General features: G+C 69.4%; 14 protein-coding genes and 1 riboswitch. Of the genes, 8 read left to right on the forward strand and 6 right to left on the reverse strand.

All coding sequences use genetic code 11. The features are described 5' to 3' along the window. Positions 1-124: 124 nt before the first annotated feature. Positions 125-1,150, reverse strand: coding sequence for an alpha/beta hydrolase family protein (locus tag FZ025_RS12840; RefSeq protein ID WP_046977913.1), 1,026 nt, complete (start codon positions 1,148-1,150; stop codon positions 125-127). A gap of 183 nt (positions 1,151-1,333) precedes the next feature. On the opposite strand from FZ025_RS12840, the gene FZ025_RS12845 reads away from it, so the two are divergent. The 6 genes from FZ025_RS12845 (at position 1,334) to FZ025_RS12870 (ending at position 12,748) form a co-directional block, all read left to right on the forward strand. Then, positions 1,334-3,184 carry a methyl-accepting chemotaxis protein gene (locus FZ025_RS12845; RefSeq protein WP_046977914.1) on the forward strand — a complete coding sequence of 617 codons (1,851 nt, stop codon included), beginning with the start codon at positions 1,334-1,336 and terminating at the stop codon, positions 3,182-3,184. A gap of 218 nt (positions 3,185-3,402) precedes the next feature. After that, positions 3,403-3,503: riboswitch (TPP riboswitch) on the forward strand. A gap of 111 nt (positions 3,504-3,614) precedes the next feature. Next, positions 3,615-5,492: a phosphomethylpyrimidine synthase ThiC gene (gene thiC, locus FZ025_RS12850; protein ID WP_046977915.1), complete on the forward strand. Its 1,878-nt coding sequence runs from the start codon at positions 3,615-3,617 to the stop codon at positions 5,490-5,492. A 70-nt stretch (positions 5,493-5,562) separates the two neighbouring features. Continuing rightward, positions 5,563-6,228 carry an ion channel gene (locus FZ025_RS12855; RefSeq protein ID WP_046977954.1) on the forward strand — a complete coding sequence of 222 codons (666 nt, stop codon included), beginning with the start codon at positions 5,563-5,565 and terminating at the stop codon, positions 6,226-6,228. Positions 6,229-6,483: 255 nt separating this feature from the next. After that, positions 6,484-8,820, forward strand: a complete 2,337-nt coding sequence (locus tag FZ025_RS12860; protein ID WP_046977916.1) for a winged helix-turn-helix domain-containing protein — start codon at positions 6,484-6,486, stop codon at positions 8,818-8,820. Positions 8,821-8,941: 121 nt separating this feature from the next. Beyond that, positions 8,942-9,838 carry a helix-turn-helix transcriptional regulator gene (locus FZ025_RS12865; protein WP_046977917.1) on the forward strand — a complete coding sequence of 299 codons (897 nt, stop codon included), beginning with the start codon at positions 8,942-8,944 and terminating at the stop codon, positions 9,836-9,838. Positions 9,839-9,886: 48 nt separating this feature from the next. After that, positions 9,887-12,748, forward strand: coding sequence for a TonB-dependent receptor plug domain-containing protein (locus FZ025_RS12870; RefSeq protein WP_046977918.1), 2,862 nt, complete (start codon positions 9,887-9,889; stop codon positions 12,746-12,748). A gap of 489 nt (positions 12,749-13,237) precedes the next feature. On the opposite strand, the gene FZ025_RS12875 is transcribed toward FZ025_RS12870, so the two are convergent. Together FZ025_RS12875 and ppa are read right to left on the reverse strand one after the other, a co-directional pair. Next, positions 13,238-14,353 carry an HDOD domain-containing protein gene (locus FZ025_RS12875; RefSeq protein ID WP_046977919.1) on the reverse strand — a complete coding sequence of 372 codons (1,116 nt, stop codon included), beginning with the start codon at positions 14,351-14,353 and terminating at the stop codon, positions 13,238-13,240. A 155-nt stretch (positions 14,354-14,508) separates the two neighbouring features. Then, a complete protein-coding gene (gene ppa, locus FZ025_RS12880; RefSeq protein ID WP_046977920.1) occupies positions 14,509-15,042 on the reverse strand; it encodes an inorganic diphosphatase in 534 nt (177 codons plus the stop codon). Positions 15,043-15,317: 275 nt separating this feature from the next. Here ppa and FZ025_RS12885 point away from each other — a divergent pair, with 275 nt between their 5' ends. Continuing rightward, positions 15,318-15,806 carry a hypothetical protein gene (locus FZ025_RS12885; RefSeq protein ID WP_046977921.1) on the forward strand — a complete coding sequence of 163 codons (489 nt, stop codon included), beginning with the start codon at positions 15,318-15,320 and terminating at the stop codon, positions 15,804-15,806. 59 nt (positions 15,807-15,865) lie between these two features. On the opposite strand, the gene FZ025_RS12890 is transcribed toward FZ025_RS12885, so the two are convergent. Further along, the gene (locus FZ025_RS12890) at positions 15,866-17,893 is read right to left on the reverse strand and encodes a sodium-translocating pyrophosphatase (RefSeq protein ID WP_046977922.1); all 2,028 of its coding nucleotides are present in this window, start codon (positions 17,891-17,893) and stop codon (positions 15,866-15,868) included. A gap of 256 nt (positions 17,894-18,149) precedes the next feature. Between FZ025_RS12890 and FZ025_RS12895 the strand changes: the two genes are divergently transcribed. Then, positions 18,150-18,689 (forward strand): hypothetical protein, encoded by a 540-nt coding sequence (locus FZ025_RS12895; RefSeq protein ID WP_046977923.1) that lies wholly within the window; start codon positions 18,150-18,152, stop codon positions 18,687-18,689. On the opposite strand, the gene FZ025_RS22930 is transcribed toward FZ025_RS12895, so the two are convergent. Beyond that, positions 18,649-18,810: a DUF6434 domain-containing protein gene (locus tag FZ025_RS22930; protein ID WP_343126173.1), complete on the reverse strand. Its 162-nt coding sequence runs from the start codon at positions 18,808-18,810 to the stop codon at positions 18,649-18,651. The two genes, FZ025_RS12895 and FZ025_RS22930, sit on opposite strands and share 41 nt — an antisense overlap. 100 nt (positions 18,811-18,910) lie before the next feature. Next, positions 18,911-20,170, reverse strand: a complete 1,260-nt coding sequence (locus FZ025_RS12900; RefSeq protein WP_046977924.1) for a 6-phosphofructokinase — start codon at positions 20,168-20,170, stop codon at positions 18,911-18,913. Positions 20,171-20,300: the final 130 nt, after the last annotated feature.

Below are 20,300 nucleotides of genomic sequence, written 5' to 3' on the forward strand. Positions count from 1 at the left end.
CTGCGTGATCGCGGTTGGGGGCGACTGGTTGCAGCCGCTGCCCAGGCGGCTGCCCTTCTGCGCGGGACCGACCCAGAGCCAGTTGCCGCGGCATGTTGGGGGGCCCAACGAAGCGGCTCCGCTGCTACGGGGCGGCGCCGGATGAGGCGGTGGATGCCGGTGCAGTGCCGAGGTGGCGGGCCAGGAACGTTTCCAACTGGCGGTAGAATGCGATGTTGTTGTCGTCGTTGTAGAAGCCGTGTCCTTCCTTGGGTACGGCCATCCATTCCGGCCGATTTCCGCTTTTCTCCAATGCCGCAAGCATGGCCTTGGCCGGCGCGAACGGCGCGCGCTGGTCCTCCTCTCCATGTACCAGCAGTACCGGCACGGTGATTCTGCCCGCCAGTGCCGTCGGCGAATGCGCCACCAGGTCGGCATCGTCGCGTCCGATCACCCGTTGCAGGTAGTTGCGACCGTACTCAGTCTCTTTGCGGTCGAACAGATACCAGCCGCCGGCGTCGCGGTCGCTGTACAGGCGCAGCAGGACACGATCGCCATCGCTGCTGTAGTCGATGAAGTCGACATAACGCCCGGGCAACGCCGCGCTCAGCGCCTTGTACAGTTCTGCCTCCGGCCCCCCAGCGAAGAACTGCATGCGTGGCCTGCCCGGACCGAGCCTGGCGGCGAACGGTTCGGCCGGCCGATTGGTCCACTGCAGGTCGTCGACGCTGTAGGTCGCGTCGCTGGCCAGTAGCGTCTGGTCGGCGCCGTTCGCGTCGCTGACGACCAGGCTGGCCGGGCCGCCATCCGCGCGATAGCCGAACACGCGCGTGCCGTCGCGCGAAAAAGCGAATGGTCGCCAGCGCACGCGCAGCGCCTCGGCCATCGGCGACCAGTGTCCGTTGTCATCGGCGCGCAGCAGGATCGGCTGGTCCTGCGGGTCCACGCCGGTGGCAAAGCGCGGCGTGCCCTGGTTGTCGATGACGAACGCCATGTCCGGCCTGCCGATGTCGGCGATCAGGCGGTGGGTAGCGCTGTCGGCATCGATGTCGTAGAGCGCAGAATGGCCGGAATCTGGCGTGTACTGGCGCATGTAGAAATGGCCGTTGCGGACCTTCGGTAATCCGGCGATATAGCCGAAGCCGCGGTCCAGGCCGCCGTTGCGGGGCATGGGGCAAGGTCACCGGAGTCGCGGCCGGCCATCCTTGCGCTGCCGCCGAACGCCACCACGCCGGCCAGACCGCCGGCGACTGCGCAGCGGCGCGCCGATGCCGCCCCGCTGCGGGCACGCGGATGCTCAGATCGCGCCGCGGCGGCCGATATCCCCTCCAGCGGATTCCTGGAGGGGAAGACGATGTCGTTGTTCACACACAGTCCCGGCACCGATGCCGGACACGCCGCGGCCTTGCCGGATGCGCCGGTGGCGCTGCTGCGGCTGGACCCGCACGGCCGGGTGCGCGCCGCCAATCGCGCCGCGCTGGATCTGCTCGGGGTGCCGGCGGAGGCCTTGCTCGGCGAACCCAGCGAAGCGGTGTGGGGCCTGCCGCTGGCGGCGCTGGCCGGCGTCGAGGGCAGCTGGCAGGCATCCCAGGACGATCCGGCGCGGTGCGTGCGCTACCAGCGCGATCGCGATGGCGAGGGCTGGCTGCTGTCGCTGCCGCATCCGGAAACCGCCGCGCTGCTGCGCGACGTCACCCTACTCGGCGCCGGGCAGGCGCAGGGCGCGACCAGCCCGGCGCTGCAGGTGCTGGCGCAGCAACTGCAGGCCGGCGCGGCGGCGCAGGCCTTGCTGGAACGGGTCGGCGAGCGCCTGACCGGCTGCGACCTGGACCTGGGCCTGAGCACGCCGCTGTCTGCGCAGGAGACCGAAGCGATGCCCGGGCGGCGCCTGTCGGCCGGGTTCGGCAACCTGGCCGAGGCGATCCGCCAGGCGCTGGCGCTGTCGCTGCAGATCGCCGCCGACGTGCCGCACGTGGTCGCCGGGAACGACGAGCTGGCGCAGCAGTCGCAGACCCAGATGGACGCGCTGCAGACGGTGGTGGCGACCACCCGGCGCTTGCTGCAGGGCCTGAGCGAGATGGACCAGGAACTGCGCGCGGTGATCGCGGTGGCGGCCAGCGCCGACGACAGCGCGCGCCAGGGCGTGGAGGCGGCGCGCGCGCTGGGCCAGGCGATGCGCGAGGTGGAGCGGCGTTCGGCGCGCGCCACCGAGGTCATCGAGGTGATCGACGCGGTCGCGTTCCAGACCAACATCCTGTCGATCAACGCCAGCATCGAGGCGGTGCATGCCGGCGCGGCCGGACGCGGCTTCGCCGTGGTCGCCAGCGAGATCCGGCGCCTGGCCGAACGCGCCGCCGCCGCCGCGCGCGACGTGCGCAGCATCCTCGGCGAGACCGGCAGCGCCTTGAGCGACAGCGCCGCCTCGGCGCAGCGCACCGAGCAGGTGCTCGGCGGCATCGGCCAGCTGCTCGGCCGCGCCAGTGCGGCGATGGAAACCGTGGCCACCCGCGTCGCCGCGCAGGGCGAGGAGATCGGCGGCATCGATCGCGCGGTCGCGCACGTGGTCGGGCTCAGCCGCAGCAACCTGGAGCATGTCGCGCGCGTGGTCGAGCGCAGCGTGGCGCTGGCCGCCGGCAGCGCCACGCTGCACGACTGCGTGGGCCTGTTCCGCTTGCCGGCCGACCCGATGCAGCAGCCGCGCCACGCACGCATCCGCGAACTGGCGACGGCGACTGCGGGCAGGATCGGGCAGGCGCTGGCCGATGCGGTCGCGCGTGGCCGCATCGGCGAGGACGCGCTGTTCTCCACCGATTACACGCCGATCGCAGGCATCGATCCGCCCAAGTACCGCACCGCCTTCGATGTGCTGTGCGACGAACTGCTGCCGCCGCTGCAGGAACCGCTGCTGGCCGCGCATCCGTGGATCGTGTTCGCGATCTGCGCCAACCCGGACGGCTACGTGCCGACCCACAACCTGCGCTTCAGCCAGCCGCTGAGCGGCGACCGCGCCCGCGACCTGGTCGGCAATCGCACCAAGCGCATGTTCGCCGATCGGGTCGGGCGCAGCGTCGGCCGTCACACCCGGCCCTATCTGTTGCAGGTGTATCGGCGCGATACCGGGCAGATCCTGTTCGACCTGTCGGTGCCGGTGCATGTGCGCGGCCGCCACTGGGGCGGGTTGCGCGTGGCCTACGTGCTGGAATGAGCGCCGCGGCGAACGCCGCACAAAAAAACGCCACCGGTGTTGAGCCGGCGGCAGGGAGAGAGAGACGTCGTTCTTATGGGACCCAGGCTAGGCGCGGCATGTCGCCGGGGTTTGCCGCGATGCCGCGCGCGCGTGCCGGCGCTGACAAGAAGCGGACCCGGTTGTGCGCCGATTCAGCTGCGCGCGGTTGGCTACCGCCGCAGAAACGGGTCTAATAGCCACAGAAGCGGGGGTACCGTCGGCGCAGGCCGCGGTTGAGACAGTCCCTTCGAACCTGATCCGGTTGATACCGGCGTAGGGAAGCTTCGCAAGCCCGGTCCGTGCGCTTCTCGCGCCGGGGCCGTGCCCGCGCCGCCGCTTCGTCCGTGATGCGAGTTCGCTCGCAACCGCCCGCACCCGTTGCGGGCTCTCCAAAATAGGACGAATGCCGATGAATGCCGTACCCAGCCCGTTGCTGCAGCAGGCCGAGACCCTGTCCGAGTCGGTGACCCGGCCGATCCCCGGTTCGCGCAAGATCTTCGTGCAAGGCGCGCGTGCCGACCTGCGCGTGCCGATGCGCGAGATCCAGCTGACCCGCACCCCGACCCTGTTCGGCGGCGAAGACAATCCGCCGGTCACCGTCTACGACGCCTCCGGCCCGTACACCGATCCGGACGCGGCCATCGACCTGCGCGCCGGCCTGGCGCCGCTGCGCGCGCGCTGGATCGAAGAGCGCGGCGATACCGCGGCGCTGGCCCAGCTCAGTTCCGATTTCGGCCGCGGCCGCGAGCACAACGCGCGGCTGGACCCGGTGCGCTTCCCGGCCCGGCACCTGCCGCGGCGCGCGCTGGCCGGCGCCAATGTGACCCAGATGCACTACGCGCGCCGCGGCATCGTCACCCCGGAGATGGAGTTCGTGGCGATCCGCGAGAACCAGCGGCTGGAGGCGGTGCGCGATGCGCTGCTGCGCCAGCAGCATCCCGGCGAGGCGTTCGGCGCCAGCATCCAGCACGTCATCACCCCGGAGTTCGTGCGCGCCGAGATCGCCCGCGGCCGCGCGATCCTGCCCAACAACATCAACCATCCGGAAAGCGAGCCGATGATCATCGGCCGCAATTTCCTGACCAAGATCAACGCCAACATCGGCAACAGCGCGCTCAGCTCGGGCATCGCCGAGGAGGTGGAGAAGCTGGTGTGGTCGATCCGCTGGGGCGGCGACACGGTGATGGACCTGTCCACCGGCAAGCACATCCACGAGACCCGCGAGTGGATCATCCGCAATTCGCCGGTGCCGATCGGCACGGTGCCGATCTACCAGGCGCTGGAGAAGGTCGATGGCCGCGCCGAGGAGCTGACCTGGGAGATCTTCCGCGACACGCTGATCGAGCAGGCCGAGCAGGGCGTGGACTACTTCACCATCCACGCCGGGGTGCTGCTGCGCTACGTGCCGCTGACCGCCAAGCGGGTCACCGGCATCGTCTCGCGCGGCGGCTCGATCCTGGCCAAGTGGTGCCTGGCGCACCACCAGGAGAACTTCCTCTACACCCACTTCGAGGACATCTGCGAGATCATGCAGGCCTACGACGTGGCCTTCTCGCTGGGCGACGGGCTGCGCCCGGGCTGCATCGCCGATGCCAACGACGCGGCGCAGTTCGGCGAGCTGGAGACGCTGGGCGAGCTGACCAAAATCGCGTGGAAGCACGACGTGCAGACCATGATCGAAGGCCCCGGCCACGTGCCGATGCAGTTGATCAAGGAGAACATGGACAAGCAGCTGCGCGAATGCGGCGAGGCGCCGTTCTACACGCTGGGGCCGCTGACCACCGACATCGCGCCCGGCTACGACCACATCACCTCGGCGATCGGCGCGGCGATGATCGGCTGGTTCGGCACCGCGATGCTGTGCTACGTGACGCCCAAGGAACACCTGGGCCTGCCCAACCGGCAGGACGTGCGCGACGGCATCATGGCCTACAAGATCGCCGCGCACGCGGCCGACCTGGCCAAGGGCCATCCCGGCGCGCAGGTGCGCGACAACGCGCTGTCCAAGGCGCGCTTCGAATTCCGCTGGGACGACCAGTTCCATCTCGGCCTGGATCCGGAGAAGGCCAAGGAATTCCACGACGAGACCCTGCCCAAGGACGCGCACAAGCTGGCGCATTTCTGCTCGATGTGCGGGCCGCACTTTTGCTCGATGAAGATTACTCAAGACGTACGCGACTACGCCGCCGAGTACGGCGTCGGCGAGACCGACGCGCTGCACGCGGGCATGGCCGAAAAGTCCGCGCAGTTCCTGGACGCCGGCGCCGAGGTCTACCGGCAGGAATAGGCCCGGGATCATGCCGCCGCCGTGGCGTGCGCTTGTCTATGCTGCGCGCACGCCACTTCCGGAATGCCGCATGCTCCGCTACGCGCTCGCCTTGCGTCGCCATCCGTCCGCGTTGCTGCTGGGCGTGCAGTTGCTGGGCGTGCTGCTGTATCCGCTGATGGAAGACACCGCCGCCGGGCGCGCGCTGTTCGGCGCGTTCGGCATCGTGGTGCTGGGCTTGGCGTTGTGGGTGGTCAACCGCAGCCCGTCGGTGCTGTGGATCGCCTGGTGCCTGGCGGTGCCGTCGGTGGTGCTGTCGATCGCCGCGGCGCTGCGCCACAGCGCCGAACTCGGCGCGTTCGCGCAGCTGCTGGAAAGCCTGCTGTATTTCTATACCGCGGCCAGCCTGATCGCCTACATGCTGCAGGACCACGAGGTCACCCGCGACGAACTGTATGCGGCCGGCGCGACCTTCACCTTGCTGGCCTGGGCGTTCGCCTTCGCCTTCTCGGTCTGCCAGCAATGGCTGCCGGGCAGTTTCATGGGCGCGCAGACGACGCAGTCGCCGCGCACCTGGATGGAACTGCTGTATCTGAGTTTCAGCGTGCTGTCCGGGGTCGGCCTCAGCGATGTGCTGCCGGTGTTGCCGCTGGCGCGGTCGCTGCTGATGCTCGAGCAGTTCGCCGGGGTGATGTATATCGCGCTGGTGGTGTCGCGGCTGATCGGGCTCAGCGTCGCACGCAAATCCAAAGCCTGAACTGCGGCTAAAAAAACGCGCCAAGCGGCGCGTAATCTTGCAGCGTTTATGTGAATTGCGTCGGCGCAGAGAGAGCCTGTCGTGCTTCGCCGCGGTTGGCGGCGGCAACGACTAGGGTAGAATTTGTCGGCGTCGCCACGCCTGGCTGCATTCGTCGCATTGGGTTGCCGAATCTGTCCGTTGACGCCACATGGCGCCGCTTGCGCTGTGACGTGGCTCCCACTCCATCGCAGATCGTCGTTGCCTCAGTCGCGCATGTCCTTTCGATCCCCTGCCACCCCGCTGCTTCCGGAACGGATGCAGGTCGGCGATTGCCTGGTGCTGCTGTCGCTGCGCGAAGTGCATGCGCCGCACGCGCGGCGGCCGCAGCGGCTCACGCCCAAGGCGATGGGCGTGCTGCGCGTGCTGCTGGCGCAGCCGGGGCAGGTGGTGGAGCGCGAGACGCTGCTGGCGCAGGTGTGGCCGGACACGCAGCCGAGCAACGATGTGGTGACCCAGGCCATCACCCAGTTGCGCAAGGCCTTCGCCGCCGGCGCGAAGGGCGACGCGCCGGCCTATATCGAAACCCTGGCCAAGACCGGCTATCGCCTGGTCGCGCCGCTGCAGGCGCTGGCGGAGGTGGAGGCGGATGCCAGTGCGCAGGCCGCTGCGGCGGTGAGCGAGGACATGCGCGCCGATGCCGATGCCGCCGTGCCGGTGGCCGCCGACGCAGCGTCGGTGCCGGCCGCGGTTGTGCCTGCGCCGCCGCTGCGCCGCGTGCAGGCCTTGCTGGCCGCCGTCGCGGGCGCGGGCCTGATGTTGCTGGCGATGCTGAGCTGGTGGCTGCCGCGGGACGGCCAGGACCCGGCCGGCAGCGAGCAGGAGCGGGTGGTCGGCAGCCCGGAGCGGCCATACCGGCTGATCGTTACGACGCCGGGTTTCGAGCTGGAGCCGGCGTTGTCGCCGAACGGCGCGCAGCTGGCGTATGCCGCCGGGATCGAGGGCCGCGCGGGCACGCAGTTGCTGGTGCAGGCGACCGGCCGTGCCGCCGGCGGTGCGCTGCCGCGTCCGCTCGGCGTGCCGGGCAAGGGCGATTCCGATCGTCTGCCGGCCTGGTCGCCGGACGGCCGCCGCATCGCCTTCGCCCGGCTGGGGCCGGACGGGCAGTGCCAGGTGCTGCTGGTGGCCGCCGATGGGCATGGCGCGGCGCGCGAGGCCACGCGCTGCGACGGCACCGAACTGCTCAGTTTCGACTGGACCCCGGACGGGCGCGGGCTGCTGTTCGGCAGCATGACCGGACGCCAGCCTGGCCGCGGCATCCGTGTGCTCGATCTGGCCAGCGGCCGCTGGCGCGCGCTGCCCTACCCGGTCGCCGCGGGCGACTTCGACTACGCGCCGCGCTATTCGCCCGACGGCCAGTGGATCGCCTTCGTACGCAACCCGCAGATGGGCGGGCTGTGGCGGATGCCGGCCGCGGGCGGCCGCGCCGAGCCGCTGACCCGCGAGTTCGCCGAGATCCGCGGCTGGGACTGGACCCAGGACGGCCGCGGCCTGGTGTTCGGGCGCCGGGTCGACAGCGAGACCCGCCTGTACCGGCTGGACACCGCCTCGCAGCGCCTGCGCGACCTGGACCTGGGCGACGCGCAGTCGCCGACCCTGTCGCGCGACGGCGAGCGGCTCGCCTTCGTGCACCGGCGTCCGCAGTTCGCGCTGTATCGCATCGCCGCCGCGGACCGCCACGGCAAGCGCGAGCGCCAGCGCCTGTTCGCCTCCACCGGGCGCGACAGCCAGCCGGTGATCGCGCCCGATGGCCAGCAGTTGGCGTTCACCTCCGACCGTTCCGGCAGCTATGCGTTGTGGTGGGGCGAGGTGACCCGGCCGCAGTCGCTGCGCCAGATCGAGGGGCTGCGCCCGGAAATCCGGCAGGCGCCGGCCTGGTCGGCGGACAGCCAGTCGCTGCTGGTCAGCGGCCGCGATGCGCAGGGCCGCTCGGTGCTCTACGAAGTGCGGCCGCAGTCGGGCAGCGTGGTGCCGTTGCCGGTGCCGTCCGGCGAGCCGCTGCAGGCGCTGTACACCGCCGATCCGGCGCAGCTGCTGGTGCTGCTCGGCGAGAACGGGCGCACCCGCCTGCAGTTGTACGACCGGCGCAGCGTGCCGTGGCGGCGGCTGGCGGCGCTGGACGATGTCTCGCAGCTGCGCGTGGACGCGGACAGCGGGCAGGTGCTGTTCACCCGCCTGGCGCGCAGCGGCCTGTGGCGTGCCGACGCGACGCTGGACCCGGCCAGCGTGGCGGTGGTCGACGCGGCGGTGCCGTCGCTGTGGCGTTACCGGACCTGGGCGCTGGGCGCGGGCGGCGAGGTGCGCTACCTGTTCCCGACCGGCGAGTGCGCCAGCCGGCTGGCGCGGATCGGCGGCGGGCTCGGCGACAGCGTGTGCCTGGACCGCGACCGGCTCAGTTCGCTCAACGGTTTCAGCATCGACCGGCGCAGCGGCGACGTGTACGCATCGCTGGCGGTGGAGGACGGCAGCGACATCGGCTTCATGCGCATGCCCGAGCGCACCGGCTGGTTCTCGGTGATCACCTCCAAGTGGCTGCTGCACAAGGGAAAGTGAGCGTCGTAAGTTGTGCGTGACGGCTTCGTGCCGATTTCGGACAAACATCGCCGCCGCGTCCTGACCTGGCCGCCACATCCGGCAACACTGCGCGCCGGTTCAAGCAAAGCGGGTGCGTCGGATGCGACACGTGTTCCTGGCCGATCATGGGCAGCAACGGATGCTGGACAACGAGGACGCGCCCGCCGGCTCGGCCTGCCTGGGCGCCGCGCGTCTGGGCGGCCTGCAGGCCTCGGCCGCCGCGTTCACGGTCTGGATCCAGTTGCGCGGCAGCGCCTGGATCGACGCCAAGGAAGGCCGCTTCGACCTGCAGCGCGGCCAGTGGCTGGCCTTCGAGCGCGATTCGCGGCCGCTGGTGCAGGCCGATCGCGACGGCCTGTGCATCGGCCTGAGCCTGGATGCCGATGCGTTGAAGGCGCTGGGGCGCATGGCCGACGCCACCCTGTACGCCGGCCGCGGCACGCTGTCGCCGCGCGAGGCGCGGATCGCGCTACGGCTGTGGCGGCAGGCGGCGGCGCGGCCCGGCGATGCGCTGGCGATGCGCCCGGTGCTGCTGCACCTGGCGTCGATGCAGGGCGAGTTCTCGCAGCGCGTGCAGCGCTGCCCGGGGCGTTCGCGGGTGCGCAAGCGCCAGGTGTTCGGGCGCATGCAGCGCGCGCATCTGTATCTGGAAGGGCACCGCGACCGCGTGGTGCGGATCAGTGAACTGGCCGAACTGACCAACTTCTCCAGCTGGTATCTGTCCAAGACCTTCCAGAGCCTGTACGAAGAAAGCCCGCAGGCGCTGTCGGCGCGGCTGCGCCTGGAGCGCGCCGCGGATCTGCTGCGCACCACCACGCTGATGATCGGCGAGGTCGCCGCGGCCAGCGGCTTCGACAATTGCTGCAGCTTCGCCCGTGCCTTCCGCGCCCGCTTCGGCGTGTCCGCTTCGCAATATCGGCAGCAAGCGCTGGTGCCGCCAGATTCGGCAACGTCTGCGAACGGCCGCAGCAAAGCGCCGGTGCTCACCGGAACGTAACGTGCCCAGGGCGCTTAACACGCCCCTAACGTTGCCCTGGAGAGATTGATGAACCTTCGCACTTCCGCAGTGCGGCTGGGCCTGTTGCCCGCCAGCATCGCGATCGCGTTGACGCCGGCCATCGCCGGCGCGCAAGAATCCGCCCCTTCCACCACCACCAACCTGGAACGCATCGAGATCACCGGTTCGCGTATCCGCGGTGCGGATATCGAGACCCAGCAGCCGATCCTGACCCTGGACCGCCAGGCGCTCGAGCGCCAGGGCTACACCTCGGTCGCCGATGTGCTGCAGAACCTGACCTCGGCCGGTTCCCCGGCCATCTCGCGCGCCGACGCGCTGGCCTCCGGCGAGAATGTCGGCGGCTATTACGTGGACCTGCGCAACCTCGGCGCCCAGCGCACCCTGGTGCTGCTGAACGGCAAGCGCATGGGCGCGACCACCAGCGGCTATCAGGATCTCGGCCAGATTCCGATGTCGGCGATCGAGCGCATCGAAGTGCTGAAGGACGGCGCCTCGTCGATCTACGGTTCCGACGCCATCGCCGGCGTCGTCAACGTCATCACCCGCAAGCGCTTCGACGGCGCCGAGGCCGCGGTCGAGTACGGCCAGTTCGGCCAGGGCGACGGCGCGACCTCGCAGTACTCCCTCACCATCGGTTCGCAGGGCGAGCGCGGCGGCGTGACCCTGTCGGCCGAGTATTCCAAGCAGGATCCGGTGTTCGCCAAGAACCGCTGGTTCAGCCGCGACGGCAGCCGTGGTCCGCACTCGACCCCGAACGGCTGGAGCCCGATCAGCCAGAACGGCAGCTGGTGCAACCCGCTCGCGGTCGACTGCAGCGACCCCGACGTTGCGGTGTGGCAGACCCTGAACCAGGGCGGCAACCCGAACAATCCGGCCGACTACCACCCGCTGACCGCGGCCGAGCGCGCCAACGCGAATCAGCAGATGATGGTGCAGACCGGCATCGAGCGTAAGTCGGTGTTCGCCGACGCGAACTACGACCTGAGCGATGCGCTCGTGTTCAATGCCGATGTGCTCTACAACGAGCGCAGCACCGACCAGCAGGCCGCCGGCTATCCGTACCAGTCGGCCGCTGGCGATATCCAGACGCCGTTGGCCGGCGACAGCGCGTTCAACCCGATCGGGCAGGACGTGGATTTCCGCCGCCGCCTGTGGGAAGTGCCGCGCACCACCGAAAGCAAGCTGAAGACCACGCGCTTCGCGCCGACCGTCAGCGGCTATTTCGAATTCGCCGGCAAGACCTGGGACTGGGACGTCGGCGCCCTGTGGAACCGCAACGAGAGCACCAAGACCGGTCACGGCGACATGAGCCTGATCGCGTCGCGCCAGGCGCTGGGTTCGTCCTTCATCAACGCCAATGGCGTCGCCCAGTGCGGCACCGCAGCCAACCCCGTGTCGCTGAGCGCATGCCGTCCGTGGAACCCGCTGCTGCCGTACGGCGTCGCCGGCCAGGGTTCGCTGGCCGACCCGGACCTGCAGGACTTCCTGTTCCCGGACTTCACCGATACCGGCCTGACCAAGACCACCAGCTACACGGCGAACCTGAGCGGCACGCTGGCGACGCTGCCCGCGGGCGACCTGGGCATCGCGGTGGGTTACGAGCACCGCAAGGAAGAAGGCCGCTTCGCACCGGACGCGTTCGCGCAGTCGGGCGAGAGCACCGGGCTGGGCGCCAAGACCACGGCCGGCAACTATAAGCTGGACGAGTTCTATCTCGAGTTGAACGTGCCGATCCTGCGCGACATGGCGTTCGCCAGGGAACTGACCGTGAACGCCGCCAGCCGGTATTCGGACTACAGCAACTTCGGCGACACGATCAACTCCAAGTTCGGCTTCACCTGGAAGCCGGTCGACGAGGTGCTGGTTCGCGGCACCTACGCGCAGGGCTTCCGTGCGCCGACCATCAGCGATCTGTATGGCGGCCTGAACAGCAGCTTCGAGTCGTATGTGGATCCGTGCGGCGTGGGCGCTGCGGGCAGCGTCAACGGCAATGCGGCGTGCAGCGGCGCCGGCGTGCCGGTGGGCTACACCCAGCTCGGCCAGGGCGACGTGCCGTGCACGACCTACCCGTGCCAGACCCCCGACCAGTTCGTCAGCGGCGCCAACCCGAAGCTGAAGCCGGAAACCTCCACCAGCAAGACCGCCGGTCTGGTGTGGAGCCCGCGCTGGGTGCAGGGCCTGGACATCTCGCTGGACTGGTACCGCTACGAGATCAAGGACATGATCATCGCCGATAGCGTCGACCGCATCCTGCGCGACTGCTACGTGCTGGGTAATGCCGCGCGTTGCGCGGGCGTGACGCGTGCCGGCGACGGCCACATCTCGGCGATGAGCTACGGCGTGGCCAACCTCGGGCGGATGGAAACCGAAGGCTACGACCTGGGCGTGAAGTACCGTCTGCCGGAAATGGGCATCGGCAACATCCTGATCGATTGGCAGAGCAGCTACGTCGGCAAGTACGACGAAGCGGGCCAGAACGACGCCGGCGACAACATCATGATCGGCGGCGTCGGCGAGCCGGGCATCTTCCGCGTGCGCTCCAACCTGGGCGTGAACTGGTCGATGGGCGACTTCGGTGTGAACTACACGCTGCGCTACTACTCGGGCATGAAGGAAAGCTGCATCACCCTGGCGCAGGACTACTGCGACGCTCCGGGCCACTTCGCCAATGGCGAATCCGATCCGCTGCGTCACACCGGCTCCAATACCTTCCACGACCTGCAGGTCCACTGGAAGGCACCGTGGGATGCGACGATCGCCATCGGCGCGAACAACGTGTTCGATCACCGCGGTCCGCTGATGTACTCGGCGCCGAACAGCGGCTTCGCCTACTACGGCGGCTTCGATATCGGGCGCTACATGTACATGAAGTACACCCAGCGCTTCTGATCCATCGGCGTCTGAGCAACGAAGAAGGCGGGCCGCAAGGCCCGTCTTTTTTGGGTTGTTGTTTCCGCCGAACGCTGCTGCGGCGAGAGGTTGAGCGGTAAGCGAGGGGGCGGAGGCGATTGCTTTTTGTGGGAGCGACTTCAGTCGCGACAGGCTTTACCGATAAAGCTGTCGCGACTGAAGTCGCCCAGAAAAACCGCAGTAGGGCCTGTCCCCATCATTGCTGCGACGATTGTGATGGCGGCGGTCTCGCAAGCGGCGTGGCCTAGGACGGCGAGCCCGAGTCGCTATTCCTGCTTCTGGGCGCTTGCAGCGCTTTCGCGGATGGCGGATGGCGCGGATGCCCGGAATCGCCGGCAAGCCGCCATCGGCGGCACCGCGCAGGGCGCTGGCCATTCCTTCGATGCGATCGCGATGGGCATGCCCGCCGCCAAGGAACATCGATTCCTTGGGAATTTCGCTGCGCTGCGAGAACAGCGCTGGCCGCCGCTAGGCCGAGGTCAGCCCCATCAGGTTTTCCGCCTGTTCGCGCCAGACCGGCAGCTTGTTCAACACGCCGGTCTTGGCCAGATAGTCTTCATCGATCTGCGAGCCGCTGGCCAGCGCCATCGCCACGTGCACCGCGCCGGCGACCCAGAAGCTGCGGGTGCTGGAGCGCTGCGGCTGGCGGTGGAACGCCACCGCCTCGATGATCGGCATCGGCAGGCCCCACAGGCCGAGCAGATAGGCGCCCGCCTCGGCATGCCCGGGACGTTCGTCGTCGCCCGCGGCGGCCGGTTCGCGCTCGTTGCGGATGCCCGGCAGCAGCAGGCCGATGTCGGCCAGCAGCGCTGCGGTCGCGCCCAGTTCGGCGCTGGAGGACGGCAGCATCTTCGACGCCAGCTTCGAGGCGATGAGCGAGCGCTGCTGCAGCGCGTTGCGTTCGGCGTTGGACAGCGCCTGCACCGAGAACACTTCGCTGGCCAGCACCAGGTCGCGCAAGGTGGCGATGCCCAGCCGGGTCACCGCGGAGCGCAGGTCGGAAATCGTGCGGCCGTTGGAGAAGTACGCCGAGTTGCACAGCTGCAGCACCTTGGCCGCGATCGCCGGATCGGCCGACACCAGCTTGGCCAGGTCGGCGGCGTTGCTGCCGTCGTCCTGTTCCAGCGCGTGCATCAGGCTCAGGTATAGATGCGGCGGCGAGGGCAGCTTCTCGATGCGGCCGATGCTGGCGCGCAAGCGGGGATCGCCGAGCAGTTCCTGCAGTTCCTCGATGCTGGTGACCGCCTCGAGCAGCATTTCCGGGGGCAGCGGCAGCGGCAGGAAGCGATGCGCCACGCCGATGATGCGCGCCGGCGGCGCGCGGTTGCTCTGCTCGGCGTCGATCAGCACGATGCGGATGGTTTCCGGACTCAGCGTGCGGATCTGGCCGAGCAGGGTGGCCGTGGTCAGGTCGGGCAGCGCCGGCGCGGCGATCACCGCATCCAGGCGCTCGGTGGCGGCGGCGGCGATGGCGGCATTGCCGTCGAGCACGCTCTGGACCTGCCAGTCCTCGCCCAATTCGCGGATGTATTCGGTGACCTCGGCCGGCAGGCTCGCTTCGTCGCCGACGAACAGGATACGCAAGAGACTTCCCCCCAGAAGGGACCGGTTCACGCTCGACCGGCCCGGATATTCGTTCCGCAATGTACTCCAAACGCCGGAATGCGGCAGGGTTGGCATTCGTAAAACGTGAAGCGGGTCAGCCGCGGCGGGTCTCCCCCCGCCGCGACGCCCATTGGTCAGGCGCTGGTCTTGTAGCGCTCGACCGCGTCCAGCAGGATCTGCTTGGCTTCGGCGGCGTTGCCCCAGCCGTCCAGCTTGACCCACTTGCCCTTCTCCAGATCCTTGTAGTGCTCGAAGAAGTGGCCGATGCGCTCCATCCAGTGGCCGGAGACCTGGGCGATGTCCTCGATGTGGCTGTAGCCCTCGAACACCTTCGCCACCGGCACCGCCAGGATCTTCTCGTCGCTGCCGGCCTCGTCGCTCATCTTGAGCACGCCGACCGGGCGGCAGCGCACCACGCAGCCGGGCACCAGCGGCAGCGGCAGCACCACCAGCACGTCGGCCGGGTCGCCGTCGCCGCACAAGGTGTTGGGCACATAGCCGTAGTTGCAGGGATAGCGCATCGGGGTGGACAGGATGCGGTCGACGAAGATCGCGCCGCTGGCCTTGTCCACTTCGTACTTGACCGGCTCCGAATCCTTGGGGATTTCGATGACGACGTTGATTTCTTCCGGGAGATTCTTGCCGGAGGTGACCAGTTCCAGACCCATGCGCTAGCTCCAGTGGAGTGGCTTCAAAGAGGTCTGCATTCTAGTCGCTTGGCTGTTGCAATGCAGCGCGGGCGGCCTGGGACCCGTCGGTTTTGCCGCATCCGGCGCCCGCTGGCCGCGCCTGGCGCAGCGGCAGGCGCGCCGCCTGCCCAGCCTCGGTCTATTCCTACACGGGTTTCGGACTCCACACCGGCTCGAATGGGAAGGTTTCCGATAGTGCCCGTCCACCCGGCGCGCGACGCTATGTCCACAGTCCACCCACAAGGAGCAAGACGATGAAGGGAATCCGGTGTTCGATCGGCCCGCTGTTGGCGGTCGTGCTGCTGGCCTGCGGTGCAGCCCAGGCGCAGGCGCAGCAGCAGGTCTACGTGGATGCGGTCGACTATCCCACCGCGGGCGCGGGCTGGGAGGCGTTCTACGATCTGGAGCAGCGGCTGGCCGAGGACTTCGACCAGAGTTGCGGCGACACCTTCTGCGAAGGCGACTACAGCGACTACCGGCCGCTGCGCTACCGCTGCTCGGTGCGCCAGCGCGACGGGGCGATCGGCCAGTGCGTGTGGACCTTCGGCGCCAGCGAGGCCAGCATCGATCCGGCCAGCGGCCAGGTGCAGGTCGATGCCAAGCTGTGGCAGTGCCCGACGCCGCTGCTGCCGCGGACCCGGCTGGCGGCGCTGTACCAGGCGCTGGCGGGCGAGCATCCGTTGTTCGCGCCGCTGCCGCATGGCCAGCGCAGCGTCAACGACGGCTTGATCGATTGCCTGTAGCCGCGCTGCGCACCGGCGCCGGCGGGGGCGCTGCCAGCGCCGGTGCCGGGCGCGTGCCGCTACAGTAGCGGCACCATCAGCAGCGCGACGATGTTGATGATCTTGATCAGCGGATTGATCGCCGGGCCGGCGGTGTCCTTGTACGGATCGCCGACCGTATCGCCGGTGACCGCGGCCTTGTGCGCCTCGCTGCCCTTGCCGCCGAAGTGGCCGTCCTCGATGTACTTCTTGGCGTTGTCCCAGGCGCCGCCGCCGGTGGTCATCGAGATCGCCACGAACAGCCCGGTGACGATGGTGCCGATCAGCAGGCCGCCGAGCGCGCGCGGGCCGAGCAGCAGCCCGACCACCACCGGCACCGCCACCGGCAGCAGCGACGGCACGATCATTTCGCGGATCGCCGAACGGGTCAGCATGTCCACCGCGCGGTGGTACTGCGGCTTGCCGGTGCCCTCCATGATGCCGGGGATCTCGCGGAACTGGCGCCGCACCTCCTCGACCACGGCGCCGGCGGCACGGCCCACCGCCTCCATCGCCATCGCGCCGAACAGGTAGGGGATCAGGCCGCCGAGCAGCAGGCCGATGATCACCGTGTGGTCGGACAGGTCGAAGGCGAAGGTTTCGCCCGGATGCGCGGCGCGCAGGTTGTGCGTGTAGTCGGCGAACAGCACCAGCGCGGCCAGCGCGGCCGAACCGATCGCATAGCCCTTGGTCACCGCCTTGGTGGTGTTGCCGACCGCGTCCAGCGGGTCGGTCACCGCGCGGACTTCCGGCGGCAGCTCGGCCATCTCGGCGATGCCGCCGGCGTTGTCGGTGATCGGTCCGTAGGCGTCGAGCGCGACGATCATGCCGGCCATCGACAGCATCGCCGTGGCGGCGATGGCGATGCCGTACAGGCCCGACAGCGCGAACGCGCCCCAGATCGCCGCGCAGACCGCGAGCACCGGCAGCGCGGTCGATTTCATCGAGATGCCGAGCCCGGCGATGATGTTGGTGCCGTGGCCGGTGGTCGAGGCCTGCGCCACGTGCTGCACCGGCTTGTACTGGGTGCCGGTGTAGTACTCGGTGATCCACACGATCAGGCCGGTCAGCAGCAGGCCGATCAGCGCGCAGCCGTACAGCCTGGTCGCGCCGGCGGCGGTGTCGCCCATCAGTTGCTGGGTCACCGGCCAGAACGCGGCCGCGGCGAGCAGCGCGGACACGATCACGCCCTTGTACAGCGCGCCCATGATCGAACCGCCCGGGCGCACGCGCACGAAGAAGGTGCCGAGGATCGAGGCGACGATCGACACCCCGCCGAGCACCAGCGGATACAGCACCGCGTTGCGCCCGGCCTCGGCCGCCATCAGCCCGCCGAGCAGCATGGTGGCGATGACGGTGACCGCGTAGGTCTCGAACAGGTCCGCGGCCATGCCTGCGCAGTCGCCGACGTTGTCGCCGACGTTGTCGGCGATCACCGCCGGGTTGCGCGGATCGTCCTCGGGGATGCCGGCCTCGACCTTGCCGACCAGGTCCGCGCCGACGTCGGCGCCCTTGGTGAAGATGCCGCCGCCCAGCCGCGCGAAGATCGAGATCAGCGAACTGCCGAAGGCCAGGCCGACCAGCGCGTGCAGGCTGTCCTCGACGCTGCGCCCCAGCCATTGCAGCACGCCGTAGTAGCCGGCCACGCCGATCAGGCCGAGCCCGACCACCAGCATGCCGGTGATCGCGCCGCCGCGGAACGCCACGTCCATCGCCGGCCCCAGCCCGCGCCGCGCCGCCTCGGCGGTGCGCACGTTGGCGCGCACCGACAGGTTCATGCCGATGTAGCCGGCCGCGCCGGACAGCACCGCGCCGATCGCGAAGCCGCCGGCGGTGTACCAGCTCAGGAAGAAGCCGACCAGCAGCAACAGCGCCACGCCGGCCACGGCGATGGTCTGGTATTGGCGGTTGAGGTAGGCGCGTGCGCCTTCCTGGATCGCATCGGCGATCTGCCGCATGCGTTCGTTGCCGGCGGGCTGGGCCAGGACCCAGCGCGTGGACACGACGCCATAGAGGATTGCCAAGACCGCGCACGCCAGTGCCACGGTGACCGCATATCGTTCCAGCATGACCCCTCCCAAGGATGTGGATGTCGCCCAAGCGCTGGGGACGTACAGCGGAATCACACCGAAGGAGCCTGAGGCATGCAGCGACTCCGCGGCCGCACTGCGCCGGTGGTGCGTATCGCCATGTGCGACCTGGCCTGAGCGCGCCGAGTATGCGCCCGGGTCCTGTGCATCGCCAGCGGCAGGCGCCGATGGTGTCTTGGCGCCGCGTTCAGTCGGTGCGTGGCAGCGTGGCGCATCGCTTTCAAGGAGCAAGCCGATGCAATCGATCATCCCGGCGCGGCTGCGCGCACTCGCTTCGACCTTGGCCCTGGGCCTGTGCGCCAGCGCACCGCTGGCGGCGTTGGCCGCCGATCCGGTCCCGGAACTGCAGCGTCAGCCCGGTGCCGCGCAGGCGGTGGGCGTGGTGCACACGATCCGGCAGATCCCCGAGGCCTGCGTGCGCTTCGAAGGCGTCTACACCGGCGATGCGGCGCAGCCCTACACGTTTTCCGCGGTGCGCAGCAGCCCCACCTGCCAGCCGCGCGCCAAGCTGGTGGAGTTTGACCAGGCCAAGCCCAGCGAGGCGAGCGGCTGGAAGTTCAACGACGTGATCCGCGTGCCCAGCGCGGCCTGTCCGTCGCAGCAGGCGGTGGTGCGGGTGTGGCGCAAGCCGGTGGCGACCAAGCCGGATCTCGACGGCCAGGGCCAGTCGCGGATCTATCTGGAAGAGGCGAAGAAGCAGGCGGCGGCCGGCGCGATCGCGCCGGTGCCGCAGTTCACTGCGCAGATGAAGCTGGAAGGCCAGGCCTGCCGGTGAATCGGGGCGCGTGGCATGCGCCGGCGAGGAAGCGGCGCACCGCCTGCGTATTCCGGTAGGTCTCGTCCACCGGCGTTGCGCGCGTGATCGGGCCGTTGTGCCAATCGAAGTCCATCCGCATTCCTCGTCGCGCGGTTTGCAGTGGGGATGCCGGAATGCAGCCTTCTCCCGCATCGCCGGAAACGACACGCTGTAAACCGAGTCCCGAGTCCAGCGCCCCGTCAGCCCTCCCAGGCCGGCAGCTTCTTCTTCACCGCCACGTTCTTCAGCGCCACGTACCTGGGCAGGCCGTCGCTGCGGTCGTAGGGCGGATAGGCTTCGCCGCGGATCAGCGGCTGCAGGTAGCGGCGCGCCTTCTCGGTAATGCCGAAACCGTCCTTGCGCAGGAACGCCGGCGGCATCTTCTTCTCGTGGTTGGCGATCCTGCTCAGCGGCGCGGGCTCGATCTTCCAGCGGTACGGCGCATCGCTGCTGCGCACGATCACCGGCATCACCGCGTTCATGCCCTTCAGCGCGAACTGCACCGCGGCCTTGCCGGCCGCCTGCGCCTGCTCCCAATCGGTCTTGGAGGCGATGTGGCGGGCCGAGCGCTGCAGATAGTCGGGCAGGGTCCAGTGCACCTTGTAGCCGAGTTCGGCCTTGACCTTGCCGGCCAGGTACGAGGCCACGCCGCCGAGCTGGCTGTGGCCGAACGCGTCGGTGCCGCCGCCGGCATCGGCGACGAAGCGCCCGTCGGCGGTCTGGATGCCTTCGCTGGCCACTACCACGCACCAGCCGACCTTGTCCACCACCTTGCGCACCTGCGCCAGGAACGCGGCTTCGTCGTAGGCGCGCTCGGGGAACAGGATGATCTGCGGCGCCTCGTCCGGCGACTGCGCGGCCAGCCCGGCCGCGGCGGCCAGCCAGCCGGCGTGGCGGCCCATCGCCTCGTAGACAAACACCTTGGTCGAGGTCTCGGCCATCGCCGCCACGTCCAGCGCCGCCTCGCGCACCGACACCGCGGTGTACTTGGCGGCCGAACCGAAGCCGGGGCAGGTGTCGGTGACTGCCAGGTCGTTGTCGATGGTCTTGGGCACGCCGATGCAATGCAGCGGATAGCCGAACGCGTCGGCCAGCTGCGACACCTTCCAGGCGGTGTCGGCCGAATCGTTGCCGCCGTTGTAGAGGAAGTAGCGCACGTCGTGCGCCTGCAACACCTGCAGCAGGCGCTCGTACTTGGCGCGATCGGCCTCCAGCGACTTGAGCTTGTAGCGGCACGAACCGAACGCGCCGCCGGGCGTGTGCGCCAGCGCGCGGATCGCCGCGGCCGATTCCTTGGAGGTGTCGATCAGCTCCTCGCGCAGCGCGCCGAGGATGCCGTTGCGCGCGGCCAGGACCTTGACCTTGCGCGCGCGCGCCTCGCCGATCACGGCGGCGGCGCTGGCGTTGATGACGGCGGTGACGCCGCCGGATTGTGCGTACAGCAGGGTGCCTTGGGTCATGGTCGGGACTCGCTGGTGGGGGTGGGGACATTGCCGGGACATTGCCCGGATGCGGTAAGCTGGGGACCTTGCGGTACAGCGCAGGCGTGGTCCCTGAGTCTAACGCCGCCGGCCGCGCACGGTAATTTCC

This window comes from Xanthomonas hyacinthi, assembly GCF_009769165.1.
GTDB classification, from domain to species: domain Bacteria; phylum Pseudomonadota; class Gammaproteobacteria; order Xanthomonadales; family Xanthomonadaceae; genus Xanthomonas_A; species Xanthomonas_A hyacinthi.